Origin of the sequence: Psychromarinibacter halotolerans, assembly GCF_029168315.1 — a bacterium.
Taxonomy (GTDB): domain Bacteria; phylum Pseudomonadota; class Alphaproteobacteria; order Rhodobacterales; family Rhodobacteraceae; genus Psychromarinibacter; species Psychromarinibacter halotolerans.
Window position 1 is genome coordinate 181,540 of the sequence record NZ_JARGYD010000006.1, and the last position, 23,164, is coordinate 204,703.

At 64.8% G+C, this 23,164-nt stretch carries 19 protein-coding genes; 16 read left to right on the forward strand and 3 right to left on the reverse strand.

Annotated features, from left to right (window positions below; translation table 11 throughout):
- Positions 1 to 3: 3 nt before the first annotated feature.
- The 3 genes from P1K30_RS16125 to P1K30_RS16135 all read right to left on the reverse strand — a co-directional run bounded on the left by P1K30_RS16125 (position 4) and on the right by P1K30_RS16135 (position 5,102).
- The gene (locus P1K30_RS16125; RefSeq protein ID WP_275633789.1) at positions 4 to 2,622 is read right to left on the reverse strand and encodes a cation-translocating P-type ATPase; all 2,619 of its coding nucleotides are present in this window, start codon (positions 2,620 to 2,622) and stop codon (positions 4 to 6) included.
- Between the two features lie 162 nt (positions 2,623 to 2,784).
- Positions 2,785 to 3,960 (reverse strand): cation:proton antiporter, encoded by a 1,176-nt coding sequence (locus P1K30_RS16130; protein WP_275633790.1) that lies wholly within the window; start codon positions 3,958 to 3,960, stop codon positions 2,785 to 2,787.
- Between the two features lie 44 nt (positions 3,961 to 4,004).
- On the reverse strand, positions 4,005 to 5,102 hold the full coding sequence (locus tag P1K30_RS16135) for a cytochrome c3 family protein (RefSeq protein WP_275633791.1): 1,098 nt from the start codon (positions 5,100 to 5,102) through the stop codon (positions 4,005 to 4,007).
- A gap of 210 nt (positions 5,103 to 5,312) precedes the next feature.
- On the opposite strand from P1K30_RS16135, the gene P1K30_RS16140 reads away from it, so the two are divergent.
- The 16 genes from P1K30_RS16140 (at position 5,313) to P1K30_RS16215 (ending at position 23,095) form a co-directional block, all read left to right on the forward strand.
- The gene (locus P1K30_RS16140) at positions 5,313 to 6,566 is read left to right on the forward strand and encodes a Na(+)-translocating NADH-quinone reductase subunit A (protein ID WP_275633792.1); all 1,254 of its coding nucleotides are present in this window, start codon (positions 5,313 to 5,315) and stop codon (positions 6,564 to 6,566) included.
- Positions 6,563 to 7,345, forward strand: coding sequence for an RnfABCDGE type electron transport complex subunit D (locus P1K30_RS16145; RefSeq protein ID WP_275633793.1), 783 nt, complete (start codon positions 6,563 to 6,565; stop codon positions 7,343 to 7,345). Before P1K30_RS16140 ends, P1K30_RS16145 begins: the two co-directional genes overlap by 4 nt.
- Complete coding sequence (locus P1K30_RS16150; RefSeq protein ID WP_275633794.1) at positions 7,332 to 8,126, forward strand: FMN-binding protein; 795 nt, start codon at positions 7,332 to 7,334, stop codon at positions 8,124 to 8,126. The genes P1K30_RS16145 and P1K30_RS16150 overlap by 14 nt, the downstream gene beginning before the upstream one ends.
- Positions 8,127 to 8,135: 9 nt before the next feature.
- Positions 8,136 to 8,795: an NADH:ubiquinone reductase (Na(+)-transporting) subunit D gene (locus P1K30_RS16155; RefSeq protein WP_275633795.1), complete on the forward strand. Its 660-nt coding sequence runs from the start codon at positions 8,136 to 8,138 to the stop codon at positions 8,793 to 8,795.
- A complete protein-coding gene (nqrE, locus tag P1K30_RS16160; RefSeq protein ID WP_275633796.1) occupies positions 8,792 to 9,406 on the forward strand; it encodes an NADH:ubiquinone reductase (Na(+)-transporting) subunit E in 615 nt (204 codons plus the stop codon). Before P1K30_RS16155 ends, nqrE begins: the two co-directional genes overlap by 4 nt.
- Entirely contained in the window at positions 9,403 to 10,626 is a 1,224-nt protein-coding gene (gene nqrF, locus P1K30_RS16165) for an NADH:ubiquinone reductase (Na(+)-transporting) subunit F (RefSeq protein ID WP_275633797.1), read from the forward strand. The genes nqrE and nqrF overlap by 4 nt, the downstream gene beginning before the upstream one ends.
- A 140-nt stretch (positions 10,627 to 10,766) precedes the next feature.
- Positions 10,767 to 11,159, forward strand: coding sequence for a CBS domain-containing protein (locus P1K30_RS16170; protein WP_275633798.1), 393 nt, complete (start codon positions 10,767 to 10,769; stop codon positions 11,157 to 11,159).
- 121 nt (positions 11,160 to 11,280) lie between these two features.
- Positions 11,281 to 13,656, forward strand: a complete 2,376-nt coding sequence (gene ppsA, locus P1K30_RS16175; protein WP_275633799.1) for a phosphoenolpyruvate synthase — start codon at positions 11,281 to 11,283, stop codon at positions 13,654 to 13,656.
- A gap of 411 nt (positions 13,657 to 14,067) precedes the next feature.
- Positions 14,068 to 14,715, forward strand: coding sequence for an ABC transporter ATP-binding protein (locus tag P1K30_RS16180; protein ID WP_275633905.1), 648 nt, complete (start codon positions 14,068 to 14,070; stop codon positions 14,713 to 14,715).
- Positions 14,712 to 17,075, forward strand: coding sequence for an ABC transporter permease (locus P1K30_RS16185; RefSeq protein WP_275633800.1), 2,364 nt, complete (start codon positions 14,712 to 14,714; stop codon positions 17,073 to 17,075). Before P1K30_RS16180 ends, P1K30_RS16185 begins: the two co-directional genes overlap by 4 nt.
- A gap of 3 nt (positions 17,076 to 17,078) precedes the next feature.
- On the forward strand, positions 17,079 to 18,314 hold the full coding sequence (locus P1K30_RS16190) for an efflux RND transporter periplasmic adaptor subunit (protein WP_275633801.1): 1,236 nt from the start codon (positions 17,079 to 17,081) through the stop codon (positions 18,312 to 18,314).
- Between the two features lie 575 nt (positions 18,315 to 18,889).
- Entirely contained in the window at positions 18,890 to 19,246 is a 357-nt protein-coding gene (locus P1K30_RS16195) for a DoxX family protein (protein ID WP_275633802.1), read from the forward strand.
- Between the two features lie 330 nt (positions 19,247 to 19,576).
- Positions 19,577 to 20,551 carry a C4-dicarboxylate TRAP transporter substrate-binding protein gene (locus tag P1K30_RS16200; protein WP_275633803.1) on the forward strand — a complete coding sequence of 325 codons (975 nt, stop codon included), beginning with the start codon at positions 19,577 to 19,579 and terminating at the stop codon, positions 20,549 to 20,551.
- 60 nt (positions 20,552 to 20,611) lie between these two features.
- Positions 20,612 to 21,055: a TRAP transporter small permease gene (locus tag P1K30_RS16205; protein WP_275633804.1), complete on the forward strand. Its 444-nt coding sequence runs from the start codon at positions 20,612 to 20,614 to the stop codon at positions 21,053 to 21,055.
- Positions 21,055 to 22,338, forward strand: a complete 1,284-nt coding sequence (locus P1K30_RS16210) for a TRAP transporter large permease (RefSeq protein WP_275633805.1) — start codon at positions 21,055 to 21,057, stop codon at positions 22,336 to 22,338. Before P1K30_RS16205 ends, P1K30_RS16210 begins: the two co-directional genes overlap by 1 nt.
- Before the next feature lie 46 nt (positions 22,339 to 22,384).
- Positions 22,385 to 23,095 carry a GntR family transcriptional regulator gene (locus tag P1K30_RS16215; protein WP_275633806.1) on the forward strand — a complete coding sequence of 237 codons (711 nt, stop codon included), beginning with the start codon at positions 22,385 to 22,387 and terminating at the stop codon, positions 23,093 to 23,095.
- The last annotated feature ends 69 nt before the right edge of the window (positions 23,096 to 23,164 follow it).

The window sequence follows — 23,164 nt, forward strand, 5'->3', positions numbered from 1 at the left end:
ATGCTAGGCGGGTCGCCCCCTTTGGAACAGTCGCGGCGCGGCCATAAGGAACAGCTGCCCCAAGATTAGGTTCATGGCACTCAGCCCCACCGCCAGCATCAAGCCGTGGCGCCCGGGATAGGAAAGGCCCAGAACCTGCGAGATCTGCGGCTGCCAGATCGCCAGCGCGATCAGGGCAAGGCACAGGCCAAGCGCGCCCCAGACATAGGCACTGCGGTAGACGTCGTTCGCAAAGAGGCGGACGCCGAATTCGGGCGCGTTGAATACGTTCCACAGTTGTCCCAACGAGATCGTCACGAAGGCCACGGTGGTGGCTTCGGCGGCTCCCAGATCCAGGAACCAGAGACCACCAGCGAAGGCGATCAGCGTCGTGGCTGTCAGAAACGACCCAAGCATCGTGATCTGTATCCACTCTGCCCGGCCGATGATCGGCTGCTTCGGATCGCGCGGAGGTCTGTGCATTTCGTCGCCGCTGCCGCGCCCCATGCCAAGGGCAAAGGCAGGGAAAACGTCGGTGACAAGGTTGAGATACAGGATCTGAAGCGGCAGCAGCGGCGCTGGCAGGCCGAAGCCGACGGCCAACCCCACGACCATCACCTCGGACAGGTTGCAGGACATCAGGTAAACGACGAACCGGCGGATGTTCGAGAAGATGACGCGTCCCTGTCGCACCGCTTCGGCGATGGTGGCGAAGTTGTCGTCCCTCAGCACCATATGCGCCGCCTCATGGGCCACCTGCGTGCCGCGTTGGCCCATCGCAATCCCGATATCTGCCTTTTTCAAGGCGGGGGCGTCGTTCACGCCATCCCCGGTCACGGCAACGATCTGGCCGCTGTCTTGAAACGACCGCACCAGCGCCAGCTTTGTCTCAGGCGCAATTCGGGCATAGACGTCGGCCGACCGGATGCGTTCAAGGTCTTCCGCACCGGCAGAGCCGGGATCGAATTCAACGAGGTCGGCACCGTTGATCACGACCGGCCGGTCGTCGCAGATCCCGGCATCTCTGGCGATCCGGGCTGCGGTTTCGGCGTGGTCGCCGGTGATCATCGCGACGCGTATGCCCGCACGACGACAGGCGGAAATTGCCGCCGGCACATCGGTCCGCAGCGGATCGGCAAGGCAGACAAGCCCCACCAGCGTCAGACCGGAATAGGGCGCCTCGTCGTCGCTGCCGCTTTGCTTCATCGCCAGCCCAAGGCATCGCAGCCCCGTGGCTGCCGCCTCGTCGTTTCTGCGCGCCCATTCAACCCGGTCTTCGGCGGTCAAAGGGCGTAGGCCGTCGCCGGTCAGGACGGTGGTCGAAGCGGCCATCACAGCTTCGGGCGCGCCCTTCACGGCATAAAGAAATCCCGGGCCGTCTGTGTGAACAGTGGCCATCATTCGGCTATCGGTGTCGAAAGCGTATTGCTTGACCCTCGGGGTCGCCTCGATCCGGGGCGCTTCGGCCTTCGCGGCGCGCATAAGCGCAAGCTCCATCGGATCGCCGGTGCCGCCGCGCGCGCCGTCGCCCGGGTCCGAATTGTTGCACAGGGCTCCGATGGTCAAAGCCAAGCCCAAAGGATCGCCCTCGCGGGCCGGTTCGGTCTGCGGCAGGTCCACGTCCCGGCCTTCCAGCATGTAGCGGACCACGGTCATCCGGTTCTCGGTCAGGGTGCCGGTCTTATCGGTCAGGATCATGGTGGTCGAACCCAGCGTCTCGACAGACGACAATCGCCGGACGAGCGCATTGCGGTTCGCCATGAGAAGCATTCCTCTGGCAAGGCACAGCGTGGCGACAACGGGCAGGCCTTCGGGAATGGCAGCGACCGCCAGCGCCACGCCGGTCTGGATCATGTCGGTCAACGGATGGCCCTGCACGACCCCCGCTCCGATGACGAGTGCGGCAAACGCGAAGGTGACCCAGATCAAGCGGTTGCCGAGGTCTTCCAACCGTTTTTCCAGCGGCGAGGCATCGGAACTGGCCTCTTGCACCAGCTCACTGATGCGCCCGAGTTCCGAGTCCGCCCCGGTCGCGACGACGACAGCCTCGCCTGCGCCCCCGGTCAGTGCGGTGCCCTTGAACAGCATGCTGCTTCTGTCGGCCAGCACCGTTCCGGGCGCGACCGGCGCTTGCGATTTCTCCGTCGGCAGCGACTCGCCGGACAGGACGGACTCGTCGCATTGCAGGCCGTCCCCGGACATCACTCGGAGATCCGCTGTAACGATGTCGCCGGCCTCTAGGATCACGATGTCGCCGGGCACCACGTCCCCGGCGTCGATGGCCTGAACCTTGCCGTCCCTGCGGACGCGGGTTCGCACCTTGTCGATGCGGAACAGCGCCTCCATCGAGCGGGCAGCCCGGAACTCGGTGACGAAACCGATGGTGCCGTTCAGGACAAGGATCACCGCGATCGCGGCGGCCTCGATGGTGTCGCCGAAGGCAAGCGACAGACCGGCGGCGGCCAGCAGCAGCCATACGATCAGGCCCTTGAACTGGTGAAGCAAGATAAGCAGCGCGCTTTTCGGCTTTTGCCGCCGCAATTGGTTCCGGCCGAACCTGAGCAGCCTTTCCCGTGCCTCTGGCGTGCTCAGACCGCTTGCCGCGTCCACATCCAACTGCCGCAGCACGTCGTCGCGGGCCATCGCAAAGGCATTGTCTGGCCGGTTGATTGGTCGGGGCATGGTCCTGATCGGGTCGGTTCGCTGGCGCTTGATGAATAGCATACTTCAGAAGTGCAGGACTTGACCTTCATCATGGTTCCGCGTCGTCCGGCGGGCTTGCATCCGTGGCGTCGCAGAAAGTCTTTAACTTTCGCTGGCCTTTGCGTTGGCCCCGTCCGAGCGCCGGATCGCAAACAGGGTGAGCGGCGGCCCCAAGACTTCGAACACCACCGTCGCTGCGATCGTGAGCGTCATGATGGTTTCGCCCCAGTCCGGCATCGTTTCCGCCGCGACCAACGCCATGCCCACCGCAACCCCGGCCTGCGGCAGCAAAGCAGGCCCGTACAGGTGCGACTCGGCCTTCGGGACTCGGGTCATCCGCGCCCACGCTTCGCAACTGACGATGCGGGCGATCGTTCTCAGCGCCAAGTAAGCCAGCGTGATGCCGCCAAGGGTCCACAAAGCGCCCGTGTTTAGCGACGCGCCTGCAAGGAGGAAGAACAGCAGCATGAATGGCTGCTCGATCTTCTCTATCTCGTTGAACGCATAGTCGTGGTGCCGCGCGAGATTGGCGATCAGCATCCCTGCCGTCATCCCGGCAACGATGTAGGACACGTCCAGCCACAGCGCGAGGCCGGCCGTCAGGCAGACGACGCCGATTGCCTCGGTCTGCTGCGGTTCTCCGGGCGTCAGCCGCCCGGTCAGATAGGCGGCCGGCACGCCGATGACCGTGCCAAGGATCACCGCACCGCCAAGGTCGCGCGCTGCATCGATCAGCGGGATGGCCCATCCTTCCTCGACGCCGATAAGGGACAGGCACACGCTGAAGACCACGATGGCCCAGACATCGTCGATGGCCACCACGCCGCTGATTGTACCAGTGAACCCGTTGCGGATACGCGTCTGCCGGATCACGTCCGAGACCGCCGCGGGGTCGGTGGCCGTCGCGATGGCGCCAAGCAGAAGCGCCATGCCCGGAGCCAGCCCGAACAGGCTTAGCCCCAGCCAAACGATCAGTGTCGTCCCTATCGTCAGGCTGATCGACAGGGTCAGGATCGCCCGACCGTGGCGGGACAGGTTTTTCCGCGTCAGTTCCCCGCCCAGAAGGAAGGCGACCATCGTCAGGGCCACGACCGAGACCGGTTCGAACCAGCCGACCGCTTGGGGTGGCAGCAGGCCAAAGCCGGAATGGCCGACCGCGAGTCCCATGAGCAACAGCATGGTAACGCGGGGCAGGCGGGTCATCCGGCCCAGACGGTCGGCCGCCAGCCCGAACAGGAAAAGCACGCCAAGCGTGATCAGAATATAGGCCTGCTCCATGCCCCGTCCTTCGTCGCACTGGCCAGCGGCGTCTCCCGGCGCGTTCAGCGCAGGAGGTTCAGATCCTCCATGTCCACGCCCAGTGGGTCCGCCATATCCGCGATGGAATCGTAAAGCAGTTCAAGCGTGTATTGCGGATTGTGCGCATAGTTGCCGGGGTCGGCGGTGATTAGCTTCCAATTGAACGCCGCCCGAAGGCTGCGCGGGGTCCAGGACGCATAGGCCACGGGCCGCCCGTCGGCCATGTCGATGGCTCCGTCCCGATTGGCGTCGGCAAAGAAGTAGGGATACCTGTTGCCGTCGTAGATCACCGGCGCGCCCACCACATCGTCGGTGTAGGCCTCGATCATCTCCAAAAGCAGGTCCGCGTTGGACTGAATGTCCGCGCTGATCCCCTTGTCGGTATCGCCGCTGCCGTCATAGCTTTGCCGGGCGATACGGATCGCCGCGGGTTCTTCCGCCTGATGACAGGTTGTGCAGGCCTCGAACTCGACCTCAAGTGTGTGGGGCTGGTGGCAGGAGTTGCAGGTCTCGACCGGCCGGGCATGGAAGAAGCGGCCCGAGTAGTCTTGTCCCTGGTAATGGTATCCGGCAGCGCCGTAGCCGCCAAGCCAAGTGGCGGCGGCCGTGGCGTAGTGCGGGTTGATGAAGCGCAGGTCCGGGTTGGGCGCATCAAGTTCCTGATCGCCGATGGCCTCGGCCACGTCGGTGCCGGCGGATCGGCCTTGGTGACAGGTCAGGCACGAGGCCTCGACCCCCCGGACCGGATGGACAAGGCCGCTGGGAAAGGTGACTTCAGTCACCTGCGCAAGACCGGCGTTGTGGCAGGTTCCGCAATCAACCACGCCGCCGACGTCGATGGTGCCATCGACGACCCCGGGCTCGGACCCGTCTAGGCCGTGGAAATCCCTGAACCCCTCGCCCGAGTGGCAGGTGGCACAGGCCGCCTGTACCTCTCCGTCATCGTCCCAGTGGCTGAAGGCTTCGGCCGCGGCGTTGGCATGGGCGGACCGGAACCAGTCTGCGATCGCCGTCTCGTTGCCAATGTCGATGTCCGCTGGATTGAACGGCCCGGATCGGGGCAGCGCGAACGGTATCTCGGCAGGATCTTCGGGCGCTTCGGTCTCTTGTCCAAGACTCATGTTGGCCAGAAAGACGGCAATCATCCCGACCACAATACTGATTTGAATCAATGCAGAGAGTTTCGGCTGTGACATGCTGGCCTCCTGTCGCGGACGTATCTCTTCTTTGAGTAGATCACAGAAGTGTTACCGTTTCACGCGAAATACGGCGAATCCATTAGGGTCTTCGGTTCCAAACCGGCGGGCGCGGCAAGCAAAGGAGTGGGAGGCATGTTCTTCTTCGCGGCAGATGCAGGCTTGCGACCCGCATTCCCGTCGCCTGCGCCTGCGCCCGATATCGCGGATGTCGAAACCGAAGAGGCGGCAGTCTGCTTGCCACCGGGCCCGGACGAACCGATCGAGCTTATGGTAGCCCAAGGCGACGAGGTGGCCCGTGGCGCGCCGGTGGCCAGTCTGCGCCACGCGCCCGAGATCCGTCTTGTCGCCCCCGTCGCCGGTCGTGTCGCCCGCCTGTCGTTGCGCCCGGGCCGGAGACTGTCCGAGATCGTCCTGTTCCGCACCCCGGATGGCCCCATTCAGCGGTACGATCTGCCTGACGCAAACGACGTCGAGGGCCTTCGCGGGCTTATGCGGTCTGCGGGGGTCTGGCCGCTGATCCGGCGACGTCCCTTTGGCGGCATGCCCGCAGCCGACGAGGTGCCTGCGGCGATCATCGTCATGGCCACCGATACCCGGATGTTCGCCCCCGATCCCCGCAAGGCGCTGGAGGGGCGCGACGAGGATCTGGCCCGAGGGCTCGACGCCCTGCTGCGCCTGACCAAGGGCCCCGTGCTGCTGTGTCACGGGCCGGATGCGGTCCGGGTCGAGGGCCGCGTCCGGTGTGTTGCGCGGGGCACGCGACATCCCCAGGGATCGGCGGGCCTGTGCATCCATCGCTATGTTCCTGCCGGACTGGACTCGCCGGTCTGGGATATCCATGCCGAGGATGTGGCCGCCCTGGGCGTCCTGTTGAAGACGGGCGTCCTGCCCATGGATCGGCTGGTGTCCGTCGCGGGGGCCGCCCTTCGCGAAGGCCGGACGCTGCGCACCCATCCCGGCGCCGATCTGCGGCAACTGACGCGCAGGATCGTTCGCCCGGGGCAGCACGTCACGCTGTCGGGTTCGCCGCTGGACGGGCAGGCGGCCACATGGCTTGGCCCGCGAGACCGGCAGATCACTGTCCTGCCCCGACCGGCAGCGGCCCCGCATCCTCATTGGCTTGTTGCTGCGCTGAAAAGGTCGCCGGGCCCGAAGCCCGCGATACCCACCGCCGCGCTGACCCAAGCATTCGGCGCGTCCCTGCCAGCCGCACCCTTCATCCGGGCCCTTGCCGCCGGGGACGACGAGGCCGCGATGAAACTGGGTGTCTTGTCGCTGTTGGAAGAGGATGTGGCCCTTGCCGACTATGTCCTTGGCGAGGAAGGCCGTCTGACCGTCACCCTCCGCGCCATGCTGGACCGGATTCAATCGGAGTTCGCCACATGACCCGGGGCCTTTGGACACGCGAGACGGTGGCCCTATTCCTGCTTGCGGCCTACATGCCGCTTGCCCTGTTCTGGCTTTTGTCCGGCGGCGTGGCGGCCCTTGGCCAGCTTGGCCTATGCATCCTGGTCGTCGGTTTCTGGCACCTCGTCTTCATGCTGGTTCGGGCGCAGGCGCCGTCGCTTGCCGGGGTCGTGACGGCGCTTGCCATCGCGATGCTCGCGCCAGAGCAGCTTGGCACATTCCGCAGCGCGCTGGGCATCAGCTTCGGTGTGGTGATGGGCGAGCTTGTCTTCGGCGGCTGGGGCCGGAACGTGGTGAATCCGGCGACGGTGACATTGTCGTTTCTAGGTTTCGGCTTTCCGGCCTTCGGCTGGCCCGGCTTCGACCCGCAAGTCGCTTGGGCCGCGATCCCGGCGGCGGCAATCGGGGTTGCCGTCGGCGTCATGCCGGGTGGTGTGATCGTCGCTGCGAGCGTTGTGGGCGGACTGGCGGCGGTGGCGGGGCTGCTGCCGGAGCCCGCTTTGTTGACCGCCGGCATCGTCCTTGTGCTGCTGGTCGCGGACCCGGTGACCAGCGCCGCTACGATGCCCGGCCGCTGGCTGATGGGGGCGCTTTATGCGGCGCTTGTCGTTCTTTTCGCGAACGGCTGGACCGGCGCGGCGCCCGCACAGATCGCCGTCGCCGCGGCGCTTTTGGCCTCTCTCGCCGCGCCATTGCTTGACGAGGTCGCCTTGGCAATCTGGGTAGCCAAACGGAGGCGGCGACATGGCCGGACCTGACCGAAATCCTCTGCGCCGTCTGCTGGCGCTGCCCAATGAAAGCCGCGCAAAGACGGTGCTTATGGCCTTCTTGGTCTCGGGGATCTGCGCCGCGCTGGTCAGCGGCGCGACGGTGCTGATGCGCCCGATACAGGCGGCGAACCGGGCGGCGGAAGAGCAGGCGCACATCGCCTCTCTGGTCGAGGGCATTCCCGGAATGGCCGACCTGCTGGAGCAATCCGGCGGTATGCTGTCGCGGGTGGTGATCGACCTTGAAAGCGGGCGCGCGGCGGCGGGGGTGACACCGGCCACGCTTGAGGCCGCGCTTGCCGATCCGGCCAACTGGTCGGCGATGGACGCTGGACAGGATCTTGCGGGGCTTGGCCAACGGCCGAACTACGTGCAGGTCTTTCTGCTGCGCAGCGGGGAAGAAATATCGCTGCTTTTGCTGCCGCTTAGCGGGCAGGGCTATGGCGGGCGGATCGACGCGATCATGGCGCTGCGGGGCGACATGAATACCGTGGCGGGCATCGCGGTGACCAGCCATTCAGAGACGCCGGGCCTTGGCGGGCGGATCGACGAGGCGGCTTGGCAGGCGGCGTTTTCGGGCACCGAGCTGCGCGGCGACACCGGTGCGGTGCTGTTCCGGGTTGCCCGTGGCACCGCGTCAAGCATCCACGAGGTCGACGGCATCACCGGCGCGACCCGCACCGGTATCGGGGTGACGAACATGATCCGCTTCTGGATGGGACCGGATGGCTATGGCCCCTTCCTGGATGCCGTACAGCGGGGGGAGTTCTGAGCCATGCGCATGCGCGGTGGATACTGGTCGACCCTCACGGACCCCCTGATCCGGCAGAACCCGGTGACGCTTCAGATCTTGGGGATTTGTTCGGCGCTGGCGGTGACCACGACGCTTGCGACGGCGGTGACCATGTCGGCGTCGCTGACCATCGTCGTGACCCTCGCCGCCGGGGTCATCAGCCTGATCCGGCGCCACATCCCCGATGCCATCCGGCTTATCGTGCAGATCGTCATCATCGCTTCGCTGGTCATCGTGATCGACCAGGTTTTGCAGGCCTACCTGCCTGACATCAGCCGGGCCCTTTCGGTCTACGTCGGGTTGATCACGACCAACTGCCTCGTCCTTGGCCGGACCGAAGCCTATGCCCGCCATCACGCCCCGCTTCCGGCGATGATCGACGCTTTCGGCAACGGTCTGGGGTATTCGCTGATCCTGATTGTGATTGGCGGTCTCCGCGAGGTGTTCGGTAAAGGCGCCCTGTTCGGCGTTCAGGTCCTGCCGTTGGCAAGCGAAGGCGGCTGGTTCACACCGCTTAGCCTGATGCTGCTGGCGCCGTCGGCCTTCTTCCTGTTGGGCCTGTTGGTCTGGGCGGTCCGCAGCGTCCTGCCCGAACAGTCCGAGCCGCGCGAAACGACGCCGCCCCTGTCCGAAGAGCCTGCCGAATGACGGATCTTTGGACCCTGTTCCTGACCGCGGCTTTCGTCGACAACATGCCGCTTACCCTGTTTCTTGGGCTTTGCACGTTCCTTGCCCTGTCGAAGCGGCCAGAGGCGGCGCTGGGACTTGGCGTAGCGATGACGGGCGTGCTGGGTGTGACCGTACCGCTCAATCACCTGATCTACCGGTTCTTCCTTGCCCCCGGCGCATGGGCTTGGGCGGGCCTGCCCGAGATCGACCTGTCCTACCTGTCGCTCATAGCCTTCATCGGCGTGATAGCTGCCTCGGTCCAATTGCTCGAGATGGTGCTGGACCGTTTCGTACCCTCGATCTATGCGGCCTTCGGCGTCTTCCTGCCTCTGCTGACCGTGCAATGCGCCATTCTGGGGGGCAGCCTGTTCATGGTCGAGCGCAGCTACACATTCGCGGAATCCGCGGTGTTTGGCCTTGGCAGCGGGGTTGGATTTGCCCTCGCGGTGGCGATGCTGGCGTCGATCCGGACCCGTCTGGCTTACGCCGATCTCCCGGCGGGACTGCGCGGGCTTGGCATCGCCTTCATCCTGACGGGGCTTTTGTCGCTTGGCTTTGCGGCCATCGCACAAATGGCGGCAGCGCAATGACCGAGGTCTTGCTGGGCAGCATCGTCATTATTGGTCTGATCGTCGGGCTGACCGTTGGCCTTGTGGCCCTTCGGCGAAGGCTGGTGCCGAGCAGCGGGCTGGATGTTACCGTAAACGGAACGATCCACCTTGGCGCGCGCCGGGGGGACAAGCTGCTGGGCGTGCTACATGCGTCCGGCGTCATGATCCCGGCTGCCTGTGGCGGATCGGGGACGTGCGGGCTTTGCCGGGTCCGTGTGACCGGTGCCGGCGCAGGAGAGCCGCTGGCGACCGAACGTGGGGTGCTGTCCGCAGGCGAGCGACGCGATCATGTGCGGCTGGCCTGCCAGACCAGCCTGCGGGGCGACTGCGCTGTCGAGGTGCCTGCCGATATCCTTGGCGCCGGGGGCGGGATCGTCTGCACCGTCGTCTCGACACGGATGCTGGCGCCGCTGATCCGCGAGATCGTCGTCGATCTGCCAAAGGACCATCCCGCCGACTTCAAGGCCGGGGATTTCATGCAGATCACCGCCCCGGCCTATGACCTGCGCTTCGCGGATCTGGAGGTGCCCGAAGCCTTCCGCGAGGCTTGGGAAATTGCGGGTTGGCGGTCTCTCGATATCGCATCCGACACCGAGGTCACGCGCGCCTATTCGCTTGCCAGCCGTCCAGAGGATGCAGGCCGCGCCGTGTTCAACATCCGTCTCGCCGTGCCGCCGGCAGGGCAGGAGGATGAGATCCCGCCGGGTCTCGTTTCGTCCTGGCTGTTCTCGTTGAGGCCAGGAGACGAAATCAAGCTGTCTGGCCCGTTCGGCGATTTCCATGTGAAGCCGACCGACCGCGAGATGGTCTATATCGGAGGGGGCGTCGGCATGGCGCCTTTGCGGGCGATGATCCATCAAGAGCTTGGGAACGGCACTACGCGGCGGATCCGCTATTTCTACGGTGCCCGGTCCGCGGCCGATCTGTTTTATTCCAAAGAGTTCGAGGCGCTGGCCGCGGCGCATGACAACTTCGGCTGGACCCCGGTCTTGTCCGATCCTGCCCCCGGCGACCGCTGGACGGGCGCGATCGGTTTCGTTCACGAGACCCTGAGACGGCAGATGCAGGCGCATCCGGCGCCCGAAGACTGTGAATATTACCTTTGCGGTCCGCCGGTGATGATCTCGGCTGTCCTGTCGACGCTCGAGTCCCTGGGGGTCGAACCTGCCTCTATCTTCTACGACGATTTCGGAGCCTGAGCGATGATGGCGAAACAGACGAAGCTCACCGGGCGCGCAGCCCTTGGATGCTTGGGGACCGGCCCGTTCTTTTGGCGGACTAAATGCAACGCCCGCCCGCCTTCGCCGTCCCGACCGCGCGGGCTGGCAGGAGACCGGGCATGACCGCCTATCGCGTCGGTGATCTGGCTCGGACAAGCGGGCCGACCCTGTCCGTGGACACCCCGATACGGCGGGCCATCGCGCTGTTGGTCGAGGCACGGGCCGCTGCTGCGCCGGTACTGGACGATGACGGAGGACTGGTCGGTATCCTGACGCAGAAGGACTGTCTTATTCCCTCGCTGCATGCCGCATACCACCGCGAGTGGACGGGCCGGGTCGCGGACCACATGACCCCGGACGTGATTACCGTGCAGTCGTCGGACGAGGTGATCCGTACGGCGCAGATGTTCATCGACCACCCGCACCGGGTCTTCCCGATTTTGGACGGGGTCCGCGTGGTCGGACTGCTGCATCGCTCCGACGTCCTCGCATTGCTTATCCGGAACGGTTGATAGGCTCGGATCGGCGCCAACACGACTCGGTCGGCGGGGCGGTTTTGACCTTGATCAAGGTATGCGCCCCGTCGCGTGCCTAAGCTCAGGCCAGTCGACAATCTTGGGGGAGAGGCGTGTCATGACGGGTAATCTGATCTGGTTCGAGGATCTGAAGCGCGAAGACGTGGCGCTGGTCGGAGGCAAAAACTCTTCTCTTGGCGAGATGGTTTCGACGCTTGGTCCCAAAGGCATCAGCGTGCCGCCGGGCTTTGCAACGACGGTCGATGCCTATCGCGCCTTCGTGGCCGAGAACGACCTGAGCGCCGTGATCGCCGATCACGATGCTGCGCTGAAGGATGGGCGGATGCGGCTTGCAGACATGAGCGCCGCACTTCGCACAGCCTTCGAGCGCGGGCACTGGCCCGCGGCTGTCGAGGCTGACATCCGAAAAGCCTATCGCGAGCTTGGCAGTCGGCTTGGGCAACATGCGCCTTCGGTCGCCGTTCGGTCCTCGGCCACTGCCGAGGATCTGCCCGACGCCAGCTTTGCCGGTCAGCAGGAAACCTTCCTGAATGTCGTGGGCGAAGATGCCCTGATGTCGGCATGCCGCCGTTGCTTTGCCTCGCTCTTCACCAGCCGGGCCATCAGCTATCGTCAGGTTCAGGGCTTCGATCACTCCGAGGTGTCGCTGTCGGTCGGCGTGCAGATGATGGTGCGGTCCGACCTTTCGTCGTCGGGCGTGATGTTCTCTATCGACACCGAAACGGGCTGCGACCGCTTCGTTCTGATCAACGGTGCCTGGGGGTTGGGCGAGAACGTCGTTCAGGGCGCAGTCGATCCCGACGAATACATGGTCTTCAAGCCGCTCGCAAAAGATGCGGCCCACAGTCCCATCGTCGCCAAGGATCTTGGCGCGAAAGAGGTCAAGATGATCTACGGCGGCGAGGGCGAACCGCAGACCCGCAACGTGCCGACGTCGCGGGCCGAGCGGGCGCGCTTCACCCTCAGTGATCCCGAAGTGCTGAAGCTGGCACGCATGGCGATCACCATCGAGGATCACTATGGTCAGCCGATGGACATGGAGTGGGCCAAGGACGGGATCTCTGGCGATCTATACATCGTGCAGGCAAGGCCCGAGACCGTGCAGTCGCGGAAATCGACCCATGTCCTGCAATCCTACAGCGTAACGCCGTGCGGACCAAAAGTGCTGGAGGGGCTGAGCGTCGGGAATGCGGCCGCGACGGGCCGGGTTTGCCTGATCGAGACGGCCGCGGACATCGACAAGTTCGTCGATGGCTCGATCCTCGTTACGTCCATAACGGACCCCGATTGGGTCCCGATCATGAAGCGCGCGGCAGCCATCGTCACCGACCACGGTGGCCGCACGAGCCATGCCGCGATCGTCAGCCGAGAGATGGGGCTTCCCGCCGTCGTCGGCACGGGGGACGCCACGCACGTCCTTCATGACGGGCAGGACCTGACGGTCTCTTGCGCCGAAGGCGACAGGGGCGCGGTCTACGAAGGTATTGGCGAGGTGACGACCGAGGACATCGATCTCGACAACGTGCCCCAGACCCGGACGGGGGTCATGCTCAACGTCGCCGACCCTTCGGCCGCGACACGCTGGTGGCGGTTGCCTGCGGCCGGTGTCGGCCTTGCCCGGATGGAGTTCCTGATCTCGAATGTCATCCGGGCGCATCCGCTGGCGCTGCTCGATCATCAAGGCCTGACGGACGAGCGCCTGAAGGCCGAGCTTTCGGACCTCATCAAGGGATACAGCAGCCCGACCGACTATTTCATCCAGACACTGGCTTGCGGTCTCGGGCGGATATGCGCGATCTGGTATCCGAACCCGGCGATCATTCGCCTTAGCGATTTCAAATCGAATGAATACGCCGAGCTGCTGGGCGGAGCGCTTTACGAGCCGGACGAAGAGAACCCGATGATCGGCCTGCGCGGTGCGGCGCGGTATTATTCCTCGTTCTTTGAGCGCGCCTTCGCGCTTGAGTGCGAAGCGATCCGGCGCTTGCGGGGCGAGATGGGCTTCGACAACGCGGTCGTCATGGTGCCTTTCTGTCGCTCTCCCGAAGAGGCCGACAGAGTGTTCGAGGTGATGGCGCGCCACGGTCTCGAACGGGACAAGGATGGCTTGCAGGTGTACGTCATGACCGAGATCCCGTCCAACGTGATCCGCGCCGACGAGTTCGCTGCCCGGTTCGACGGGTTCTCGATAGGGTCCAACGACCTTACGCAGCTTACGCTGGGGGTCGACCGCGACAGCAGCGCTTTGGCCCATGTCTTCCGGGAAAGAGATCCGGCGGTGCAATGGATGATCCGCGAGACCATCGACCGGGCCAAGGCCAACGGGCGCAAGGTCGGGCTGTGCGGACAGGCGCCATCGAACGACCCGGACTTCGCCCGCCTTCTGGTCGAGGCCGGAATAGATACGATTTCGGTAACCCCCGACAGCTTTCTCGACGTGAAGCGCAACGTCGCCGAGGCCGAGACAGGCTAGGAGTTAGCCCGCCTGACATTGTCGGAGTGGATGCCGGTGTCAGGGTCGCTTTGCTTGCGGCGGGTAGGGTGCTGAACTGAGAAAGATCAGAACGGCCAATCGTCAGGACAAGGGCCATTGGCTGATCGACCGTGGTGAGAAATGACGTCAGCCATTTTCTAGACTTAACGCGCCGCCACTATCTCCGCGATGCACACCTGAACGCGCCCCACACCTGTCTCCGGTCCCGCACTGATTTGCATCAAGGCGGTCGCTGTAGCTGCGATGCGAGAAGGGGGATGCATGATTCCGCGGATGCGATCCGGGGATCACGCTGGCCACAGGGGGGCGGACAGTCGTGGGGTGAAAGACAGGGAAACGACAGCCTTTGTGACGCGCGGTCTCACCAAGAGCTATGGCGAGGGCCGCTCGATGGTGCATGCCCTGCGCGGCGTCGATCTGGACATACCCGAGGGCGAGATCGTCGTGCTGCTTGGGGCGTCGGGCAGCGGGAAGTCGACCCTTCTGAACATTCTCGGCGGCCTCGACAGGCCGACCAGCGGCACGGCGCGGTTCCGTGATGCCGATCTGGGGGCGATGACCGATGCCGGGCTTACCCGGTTCCGGCGTGACCACGTGGGCTTCGTGTTCCAGTTCTACAACCTGATGCCCAGCCTCACGGCCCGCGAGAATGTCGAGCTTGTGACCGAGATCGCGGACACCCCCATGGCGCCTGAGCGGGCGCTCGACCTTGTCGGGCTGACCAAGCGGCTGGATCACTTCCCGTCGCAGCTTTCGGGCGGCGAACAGCAGAGGGTCGCGATTGCCCGGGCCATCGCCAAGCAGCCGGACGTTCTGTTCTGCGACGAGCCGACCGGCGCGCTCGACAGCGCCACGGGGCGGGCCGTTCTAGAGGTGCTGAACGACGTGAACGCCGAACTTGGCGCGACGGTTCTGATGGTGACGCACGCCGCCAACATCGCGGATATGGCGCATCGGGTCATCCGGCTGGTGGATGGCCAGATCGGGCAGGTGCAGGTCAACGAGGCGCGCCAAAAGCCGGCGGAGATCGAGTGGTGAGCCCGCTTGACCGAAAGCTTTTCCGCGATCTCTGGCGGATCAAGGGACAGGCCATCGCCATCGTGCTTGTCATCGCGACGGGCGTGATGCTGCAGGTCATGATGTCCGGGCTCGTCGCGTCCCTGACCGAAACGCGCCGGGCGTATTACGAACGCAACAACCTTGCCGAGGTCTTCGCCCCCGTGGTGCGCGCGCCCGATGCCGTGCTGGCCCGGCTTGCGGACATCCCGGGCGTCGCAAGGGTAACGGGGCGGGCCGTGGGGCGGGCGTTGATCGACATCCCCGGCGACCCCGTGCCGGTTCAGTCGCAGGCGGTGGGCCTTCCCGACAGCGGGGCTCAGGTCCTGAGCACCGTGTACCTCGTGTCCGGCCGCCTTCCGGCGGAGCGTCACCGCGACGAGGCGCTTTTGCTGTCGGGTTTCGCCGCCGCCCACGGCTATGGGATCGGCGACAGCATCGACGTCACGATGAACGGATTGCGCCGCAGCGTCCGTATCGTCGGGCTGGCCCAATCGCCCGAGTTCCTGTTCGTGGCCGCCCCCGGCGAGATGGTGCCCGATCCAGCGCGCTATGGCGTCCTCTGGATGCGGCGCTCGGCGCTTGCGGCGGCTCTCGACATGGAGGGGGCGTTCAACGAAGCTCTGTTTTCGATCACGCGCGGCGCCTCAGAGGCGGCGGTAATCGACGCGGTCGACAGGGTGCTGAAACCGTGGGGCGGCACCGGGGCCTACGGGCGCAGCGATCTGGTCTCTGACCGGTTCGTCACCGAAGAGATCGACGGGCTCGCCACCATGTCCCGGGCGGTGCCGCCGCTGTTCATCGCCGTTGCGGCCTTCCTGCTGTACATCGTCGTTTCCCGGATCGTGCAGTCCGAACGCGAAGAGATCGGACTTCTCAAAGCGTTCGGCTATACCAACAGGGAAGTCGGGGCGCATTACGTCAAGCTTGTGCTGCTGATTGCCGGGGCAGGGGCCGCGCTTGGCTGCCTGTTGGGGGTGCTTGCCGGACGCGCGATGATCCCGGTCTATACAACCTTCTACAACTTCCCCTTCCTTGTCTTCCGCCCCGATCCGACGGCTTTCGTCATCGGCGTTTCGGCCAGCATCGCGGCGGCATCGGCGGGCAGCGTCTTTGTCCTTAGACGCATCGTCGCGCTGACCCCGTCCGAGGCGATGCGCCCCGCGGCGCCAGCCGACTACTCGAAAACGGTGACCTTCGCCGGGCCCGTGGGGCGCCATCTGGATCAGCCGACGCGGATCGTGCTTCGCGGGCTGGTCCGGTCGCCGTGGCGGGCCATGGCGCTGTCGGCGGGCATTGCGGGCGGCATGGCGCTGGCGTCCGGGATGACCACGATCTACGGGTCCTTCGACAGGATGATGGACACCAGCTTTTCGGTGATCGACCGATCCGACGCCACGGTGTTCTTCCACAGCCCGCTGAGTGACAAGGCGGCGTTCGAACTGGCCCGCATCCCCGGTGTCATCGCGGTCGAGCCGTTCCGAGAAGTGGCGGCGACTTTGAAATTCGGGCGACGCGAGCATCGTGGCAGCGTCTCTGGCATGATCGCGGACCCCGAGATGACCCGGGCCATCGACGACGGTTATGCTGCCATCCCGCTGCCGGTCCGGGGGCTTGTGCTTGGCGAGGCGCTGGCCGAGATCCTTGCCGTCGCGCCCGGCGACATGCTGACGATCGAGGTCAGCGAAGGATCCCAGCCGGTCCTCGAAGTGCCGGTGACCCGCTTGGCCAGCACCCTGATCGGGGCGCCCGCCTATATGCAGATGGCCGCACTCAACAAGGTCATGTCCCAACCCGGCCGCATCTCGGGCGCGCATCTGCGCGTCGACGAGGCGCGGGCCGACGAGATTTATCGCCGCCTCAAGGACATGCCGTCCGTTGCCGGCGTCAGCGTGTCCGAGAACGCGCGGGCTTCTTTGCAAAAGCTGATGGATCAGGGCGCCGGATCGGCGCGCTACATCATGGGGGCGGTGGCGTTCATCATCACCTTCGGCATCGTCTACAACGCCGCCCGGATCGCGCAGAACGAACGCGCGCGGGACCTTGCCTCGCTGCGGGTGATCGGCTTCAGCAAGGGCGAGACCGCCTTTGTCCTGCTGGGCGAACTGGCGATCATCACGCTTGTCGCCCTGCCTGTCGGATCGCTTGCGGGCTACGCGCTGACCTTCGCGATTGCGCGCGGCTTCTCGTCCGAACTGTACCAGATCCCCGCCTATTTCGATCCGTTCAGTCACGGGTTCTCGGCGGCGTTCATCGTGGTCGCGGCGGTCGTTTCGGGCCTCATCGTCGAGCGCGACCTGAACCGGATGGATCTCGTGACCGTCCTCAAATCAAGGGATTAGATCATGGCTCGCAGGAAATTGCCTCGGTGGGTTCTCATTCTGGTTGCCGCGACCCTTCTGGCCGGAAGCTTCGCCTTCGCATTCTGGCCGCGCGCCACGATGGTCGATCTTGGCGAGGTGATCCGGGGTCCGATGCGGCTGACGGTGGACGAACAGGGCAAGACGCGGGTGCGCGATGCCTACGTGGTGTCGACGCCGATGGACGGACGCCTGTTGCGCGTGGACGTGAAGCCGGGGGACCCGATCCAGAAGAGCGAGACGGTCGTCGCGCGGATGCGGCCTGCCAATCCGGCGGCGCTTGATCTCAGGACACGCGGTCAGGTCATGGCCGCGGTAGAGGCCGCAGAGGCGGCTTTGCATGTCGCCGAGGCCAATCTGGACGCCGCGCGGGCCGATGCCGACCTTGCCCAAGCCGATCTTGAGCGGACCGAGCGTCTGGCGGAAAGCGGAACGGCAAGCGGCGCCGCCTTGGATCGTGCGCAAAACGCCGCCCGCGCGGCGCAGGCCCGTCTCGAAACCGCTGCCGCCGCCATCGAACAGCAGCAGGCCGAACTTCGCAGGGCCCGCGCGCAGTTGATCGGGTTCGACGATCCCAACCTTTACGATGCCGTCGAAGCGCGGCTTGGCGAGGTGATGCGGATCCGCGCGCCGATTGATGGTGTCATCCTGCAAGTCATCCATCAGGACGAGACGACGCTGCCCGCCGGGGCTCCGATCCTTGTGGCCGGGGATATTCGCGACGGGCTGGAGGTGGTGGTTGAACTGATCTCGGCCGATGCGATCAACGTGCAGCTTGGCAATCCCGTGGATATCGAGAACTGGGGCGGCGCGGCGACGTTGGAGGGGGTCGTGACGCGGGTCGAGCCGTTCGGCGAGACGAAGGTTTCGGCCTTGGGCGTCGAAGAGCAGCGCGTGAATGTCGTGGTCGACCTTACAACGCCGCCGGACGACCGCGAGGGGCTTGGCCACGGCTTCGCGGTCGAGGCGCGGATCGTGGTCTGGTCCGCGGATGACGCATTGAAAGTCCCGTCCAGCGCATTGTTCCGGGATGGCCCCGGCTGGGCGGTGTTCGTGTCAGACGATGGTGTCGCAACACGCCGCACGGTCACGATTGGCCGCGACAACGGCCGCGAGGCCGAGGTTCGCGATGGCCTGTCCGAGGGGGACCAAGTTGTTCTGTACCCGCCATCGGATTTGACCGATGGCACCGCCATATCGCAACGCGTGATCGAGCCGTAAGACCCGTGCCGGAAGGGCCTGCGCTTGGCACATACTGCGTTTGCCAAGCCATCGCCTGCCGCGACGTCCTTCTGCGCCGCACCCGGTTACGTCTTATACCCTCCAGAACAGATAGTTGCCGCCGCTCAAAGGCCGTTTGGAACACGAGGTGTGCTTCGGCCTGAGCACTTTGCCACCACCCGTCGAGAGGGCTGTCGACGTGCTGGACCACGGTGCGATCCGTATCATTCCCGACGAACCGCAGACGGAGACTCCGGCGTCATGGAAGCCAGATTTCAGGGGGCAGAGCATGGGGTTTAGCCAATCAGGGAATGCGAAGATGGCTTTGAATTCTTCCGAGTGCAGCGATAGGCGGCGTCGCCTTCCGATCCACGACGGCATTCCTTTTTGCTTTCCGAAAAGGTCCTTGTCGGACCCGTCTATTGTTCGAACATGCGCCTTTTCCCTAGTTTTGGCGTGGGATTAGAGGAGGAAATCATGCCCAATCGCCGTACTGTTCTTGCCGCCGCTTCAAAACGATTACGCCGCTGTGATGTCACCGTCCGCCCGTCACGCCCAGACCCGGAGATCCCCTTATGAAATCCATCCCGTGGCGCCATATCTTTGCCGCCGCCCTTGCCGGGTTCTTCGTGTTTGGCGGCGCGTTGAACCTCTTTGCCTCGCCAGAGATCCGCGCCGACTACGCCCGTTGGGGCTATCCCAACTGGTTCCCGTACGTAACCGGCCTTCTGGAGTGGACTGCCGCCATACTGCTGGTAATTCCGCGCACGCGCCTTCTGGGCAGCCTGTTGGGCGGAGCCGTCATGGCCGCCGCCGCGGCGACTGTCTTGCTGCACGGTGAAGGAACTCACGCCATCCCGCCGCTGGTCGTTCTGGCTTTGGCGGTGCTGAACGGGTGGCTGACACGGCGGACCAATGGCGTGAGGCCGTAGACTGAAAACGCAGCCCAAAAAAAAGCGCTCGTTGCGACAAAAGTGAAATAGAGACAGATGCTTACGGGGGGAACTTAAAGTGCACGGCTTTGTAGGGCTGCTCTGAGTTCTTATCGCTCAATGGCAGCGCAACGTCCAACCGTTCCGCTGTTGCCTTGGGTGGCGCGCTCTCCATACAGAAAAAAGATCGTGCCCTTTCCACGTTAAATCGAACTGACAGTCGTCAGGCAGCCCCCCTTTCAGATCCCCATTGACTCCACGCTGACCCAGCGGCAATGTTCCAGTCGAATTGAAATATCAATTCATCAAAAATACGAACGGGAGGAAATCATGACCATTCTGAACAAGGCAACCTGCCTTGCAGTGCTGCTGTCCGGCGCCCTTGCCGTGGGCGCTCAGGCGGAAACCACGATCCGGATCGGCACCGTGCTGGCGCCGGACGATCCCATGGGGCAGGGGCTGGACAAGTTCGCAGCCGAGGTGGCCGATGCGACCGGTGGAGAGGTGAACATCGAGGTGTTCCACAACAGCCAGCTTGGCGACACGACCGAGATGCTGGATCAGGCGCGTGCCGGGGCCGGGGTGGGGACCGTGACCGACGTCGCCCGTCTGTCGGAGTTCGTGCCGTCGCTGGCGATCATGTCGGCGCCGTTCCTGTTCGACACCTACGAAGACGCCGACACCTTCGCCCAGTCCGACGCCTATCTTGGCTGGGGCGACGAACTGGAGGAAAAGGCCGGTCTCGTGATGCTGGCGTCGAACTGGTATCAGGGCCCGCGCCACGCACTGACGCAGATGCCGGTCACCGGCCCCGCCGATCTCGACGGTGTCCGGATGCGCACCATCGGCGCGCCGGTGTGGATCGAGACGATCCGCGCGATGGGCGCTGAACCCACCCCGATCGCTTGGGGCGAGGTCTATTCCGCGCTGCAACTGGGCACCATCGACGCGGCCGAGGCGCAACCGACCGCGATCAAGGGCGCGAAGCTGTACGAGGTCATCAAAAACGTCACCAAGACCGGGCACATCCAGCTGGTAACGGCGCTGGTGGTCTCGGCGGACGCGTGGAACGAACTGTCGGACGAGCACAAGCAGATCGTCCGCGATCTGGCGGTCGAGAACGGCCGCTATGCGTCGGGCCTGACCATCGAGCTGGGCGAGAAGGCGCTGGAAGACGTCGCCGCCTCTGGGGTGACGATCTCCGAGGTGGACCTTGCCCCGTTCAAAGAGGCCGTCGCGCCGGTCTACGAAATGCTGAACCTCACCTCCGAAGCCGACATGGTGCGCGAGGTGCTGGCGAAATAAGCAGGCAGGACGGGGCCGGGCCCGCGTGGTCCGGCCCGCGTCAAGACCGGCACCGATCCCATGTTCCGACGTTTAGAAATCTCCGCCGCGACCGCGCTTCTGGCCGCGATCGTCCTTCTGGTGTCCGTGGCCGCGGTGTCCCGCAAGGCCGGAAGCCCGATCATCTGGTCGCTTGAAGTCTCGACCGCGCTGTTCGTCTGGCTGGTCGTGCTGGCCATCGACATCGCGATGCAGAACCAGCGCCACTTCGGCCTGTCACTGCTGCTGGACAACGTGTCCGACCGCACGCGCCGCTGGGTGCAGCTGGCCAATATCGCCGTGGTGATGGGCCTGCTGTGCTACCTTCTGTACTATGCCGTCATCAACGTGCCGCTGATGCACAAGCGGATGCTCGGCGCGCTACAGATCCCGAAATCCTACATCCACCTTGCCATGCCCGTGGGCATCGCCCTGTGGCTGCGCACCCTTGGGGTGCAGTTCCTTGCCCGCTGGAGAGAAGACTGATGCTGTTGCTGATCGCGGGTCTCTTCGCCCTGTTCCTTGTCATCGGTCTGCCTGTCGCGTTCGCGTTGATGATGGCGGCGATCCCGGTTTTCGTCCTGACCGGAACCATGCCGACCACCGTCGCGATCCAGAAGATGGTGACCGCGCTGGAAAACTTCCCGCTGCTGGCGGTGCCGTTCTTCATCCTTGCCGGCAACCTGATGAACGAGGCGGGGATCACCGCCCGCCTTGTGCGGTTCTCGCGCCTGCTGACCGGCTGGCTGGCCGGCGGTCTGGCGCAAGTGTCGATCGTGCTGTCGATGCTGATGGGCGGCATATCCGGGTCCGCCGTCGCCGACGCCTCGATGGAGGCGCGGCTGCTGGGGCCGTCGATGCAGGAGCAGGGCTATTCCGCCGCCTTCATCTCGGCCGTGCTGGCCTTTGGGTCGATCATCACCGCGACGATCCCGCCGTCGATCGGGCTAATCCTGTTCGGCTATATCAACGAGGTGTCGATTGGCCGGCTGTTCGTGGGCGGGCTGCTGCCCGGGCTGCTGCTGACGATGGTGCTGATGCTGGCGACCTTCCTTGTTGCCCGGCGCCGGGGGTATGCCCCCGACATGCCCGAACCGCCCAGCCTGCGCGACCTTGGCCGCAGCTTCATGGAAAGCATCTGGGCGCTGATGTTCCCGGTGTTTCTGGTGATCGGCTTCCGCTTCGGCTTTTTCACCGCGACCGAGGCGGGGGTGTTTCTGGTGCTGTATGCCATCGCCATCGGGATGCTGGTCTACCGCGAACTGACGCTGGCCCGCATCCTTGTCGCCTTCCGCGACACCCTGTCGGACCTCGGGATGGTGATGCTGCTGATCATGATGGCCGCCGTCTTGGGCTATGCCATGACGATCGAGCGCGCCCCGCAGGAGATCACGACCTTCATGACCTCGATGACCGAAAGCCCGCTGGGGCTTTTGCTGATCGTCTGCGTCATCCTTGTCGTGACGGGCATGTTTCTGGAAGGGGCGGCGAACATCCTGCTGGTGACGCCCATCGTGATGCCGGTTCTGATGCACGCGGGCTTCGACCCGGTGCACATGGGGATCGTCATCGTGCTGCTGATCAACTTCGGCGGCCTGACCCCGCCGGTAGGGGTCATCATGTTCACCGTCTGCGGTATCCTGCAGGTGAAAACCAGTGCATATGCCGTGGCTTCGGTGCCGTTCTTCGTTGCGATGGCTGCATTCTTCGCCTTGCTTCTTGCCTTTCCGTGGCTGTCGCTGGCACTACCGAATGCGATCATGAGATGAGGAAAGTTCGCATGACTGATCCGAGGTGCGCAAACCGGAGGGCGCATTGACCCGTCCCGATTTCCCCGGCATCGGCGGGGCCGCGAAGATCGCGGTCAATGCGAACGTCCCGGCCTCGACGCTGGTGTTCGAGGAACTGCGCGCGCGCATCGTGTCGCTGAAGCTGCCGCCGGGCACGATCCTGAACCGCGCCGATCTGGCCGAGGCCTTCGGCGTCAGCCAGTCGCCGATCCGCGAGGCGATCCAGCGGCTGGAGGAAATCGACCTTGTCATGTCGTACCGCCAGTCGCGGACCGAGGTGACCCGCATCAACCGCGAGCGTCTGCGTTACGAAAGCTTTCTGCGCTGCGGGATGGAATGCGAGGTCGTCGACCGTCTGTGCCGCGCGCCGGGGGCCGACCTGACCAAGGCGATGGGGTATCTCAAGATGCAAGAGGTGCTGGCCGGGGACACCGACCAGATCGAACTGTTCCGGGAACTTGACGAGAACTTCCACGAAGAGCTGTTCGCCGCCGCCGGCTACGAGGCGATCCACCGGCTTGTGATCGCGCAGTCCAGCCAGATGGCCCGTCTGCGCACGCTGGACCTGCCGCGCGGCGACAAGATGCATTCGGTGGTCGAAGGACACCGCGCGGTGATCGACTGCATCACCGCCGGGGATCGTCAGGGCGCGGCCGACGCCATGCGCGTCCACCTGTCAGGCACCATCGGCCGGCTCGACGACATCATGCAGGCGAACGACGGTTACTTCACCTGAGCGGTGGCGGTGGCCGTGGAGACGCCAGAGCGAGCGAACGATCCGGCAATGATTGCCGGACGTCTTTCA

Coding starts and splice junctions, on each gene's coding strand:
- P1K30_RS16140 (WP_275633792.1), top strand. CDS start 5,313: ATGTTCTTCTTCGCGGCAGATGCAGGCTTGCGACCCGCATTCCCGTCG.
- P1K30_RS16130 (WP_275633790.1), bottom strand. CDS start 3,960: ATGGAGCAGGCCTATATTCTGATCACGCTTGGCGTGCTTTTCCTGTTC.
- P1K30_RS16150 (WP_275633794.1), top strand. CDS start 7,332: ATGGCCGGACCTGACCGAAATCCTCTGCGCCGTCTGCTGGCGCTGCCC.
- nqrF (WP_275633797.1), top strand. CDS start 9,403: ATGACCGAGGTCTTGCTGGGCAGCATCGTCATTATTGGTCTGATCGTC.
- P1K30_RS16170 (WP_275633798.1), top strand. CDS start 10,767: ATGACCGCCTATCGCGTCGGTGATCTGGCTCGGACAAGCGGGCCGACC.
- P1K30_RS16180 (WP_275633905.1), top strand. CDS start 14,068: ATGGTGCATGCCCTGCGCGGCGTCGATCTGGACATACCCGAGGGCGAG.
- P1K30_RS16195 (WP_275633802.1), top strand. CDS start 18,890: ATGAAATCCATCCCGTGGCGCCATATCTTTGCCGCCGCCCTTGCCGGG.
- nqrE (WP_275633796.1), top strand. CDS start 8,792: ATGACGGATCTTTGGACCCTGTTCCTGACCGCGGCTTTCGTCGACAAC.
- P1K30_RS16190 (WP_275633801.1), top strand. CDS start 17,079: ATGGCTCGCAGGAAATTGCCTCGGTGGGTTCTCATTCTGGTTGCCGCG.
- ppsA (WP_275633799.1), top strand. CDS start 11,281: ATGACGGGTAATCTGATCTGGTTCGAGGATCTGAAGCGCGAAGACGTG.
- P1K30_RS16135 (WP_275633791.1), bottom strand. CDS start 5,102: ATGAGTCTTGGACAAGAGACCGAAGCGCCCGAAGATCCTGCCGAGATA.
- P1K30_RS16145 (WP_275633793.1), top strand. CDS start 6,563: ATGACCCGGGGCCTTTGGACACGCGAGACGGTGGCCCTATTCCTGCTT.
- P1K30_RS16200 (WP_275633803.1), top strand. CDS start 19,577: ATGACCATTCTGAACAAGGCAACCTGCCTTGCAGTGCTGCTGTCCGGC.
- P1K30_RS16155 (WP_275633795.1), top strand. CDS start 8,136: ATGCGCGGTGGATACTGGTCGACCCTCACGGACCCCCTGATCCGGCAG.
- P1K30_RS16125 (WP_275633789.1), bottom strand. CDS start 2,622: ATGGCCCGCGACGACGTGCTGCGGCAGTTGGATGTGGACGCGGCAAGC.
- P1K30_RS16205 (WP_275633804.1), top strand. CDS start 20,612: ATGTTCCGACGTTTAGAAATCTCCGCCGCGACCGCGCTTCTGGCCGCG.
- P1K30_RS16210 (WP_275633805.1), top strand. CDS start 21,055: ATGCTGTTGCTGATCGCGGGTCTCTTCGCCCTGTTCCTTGTCATCGGT.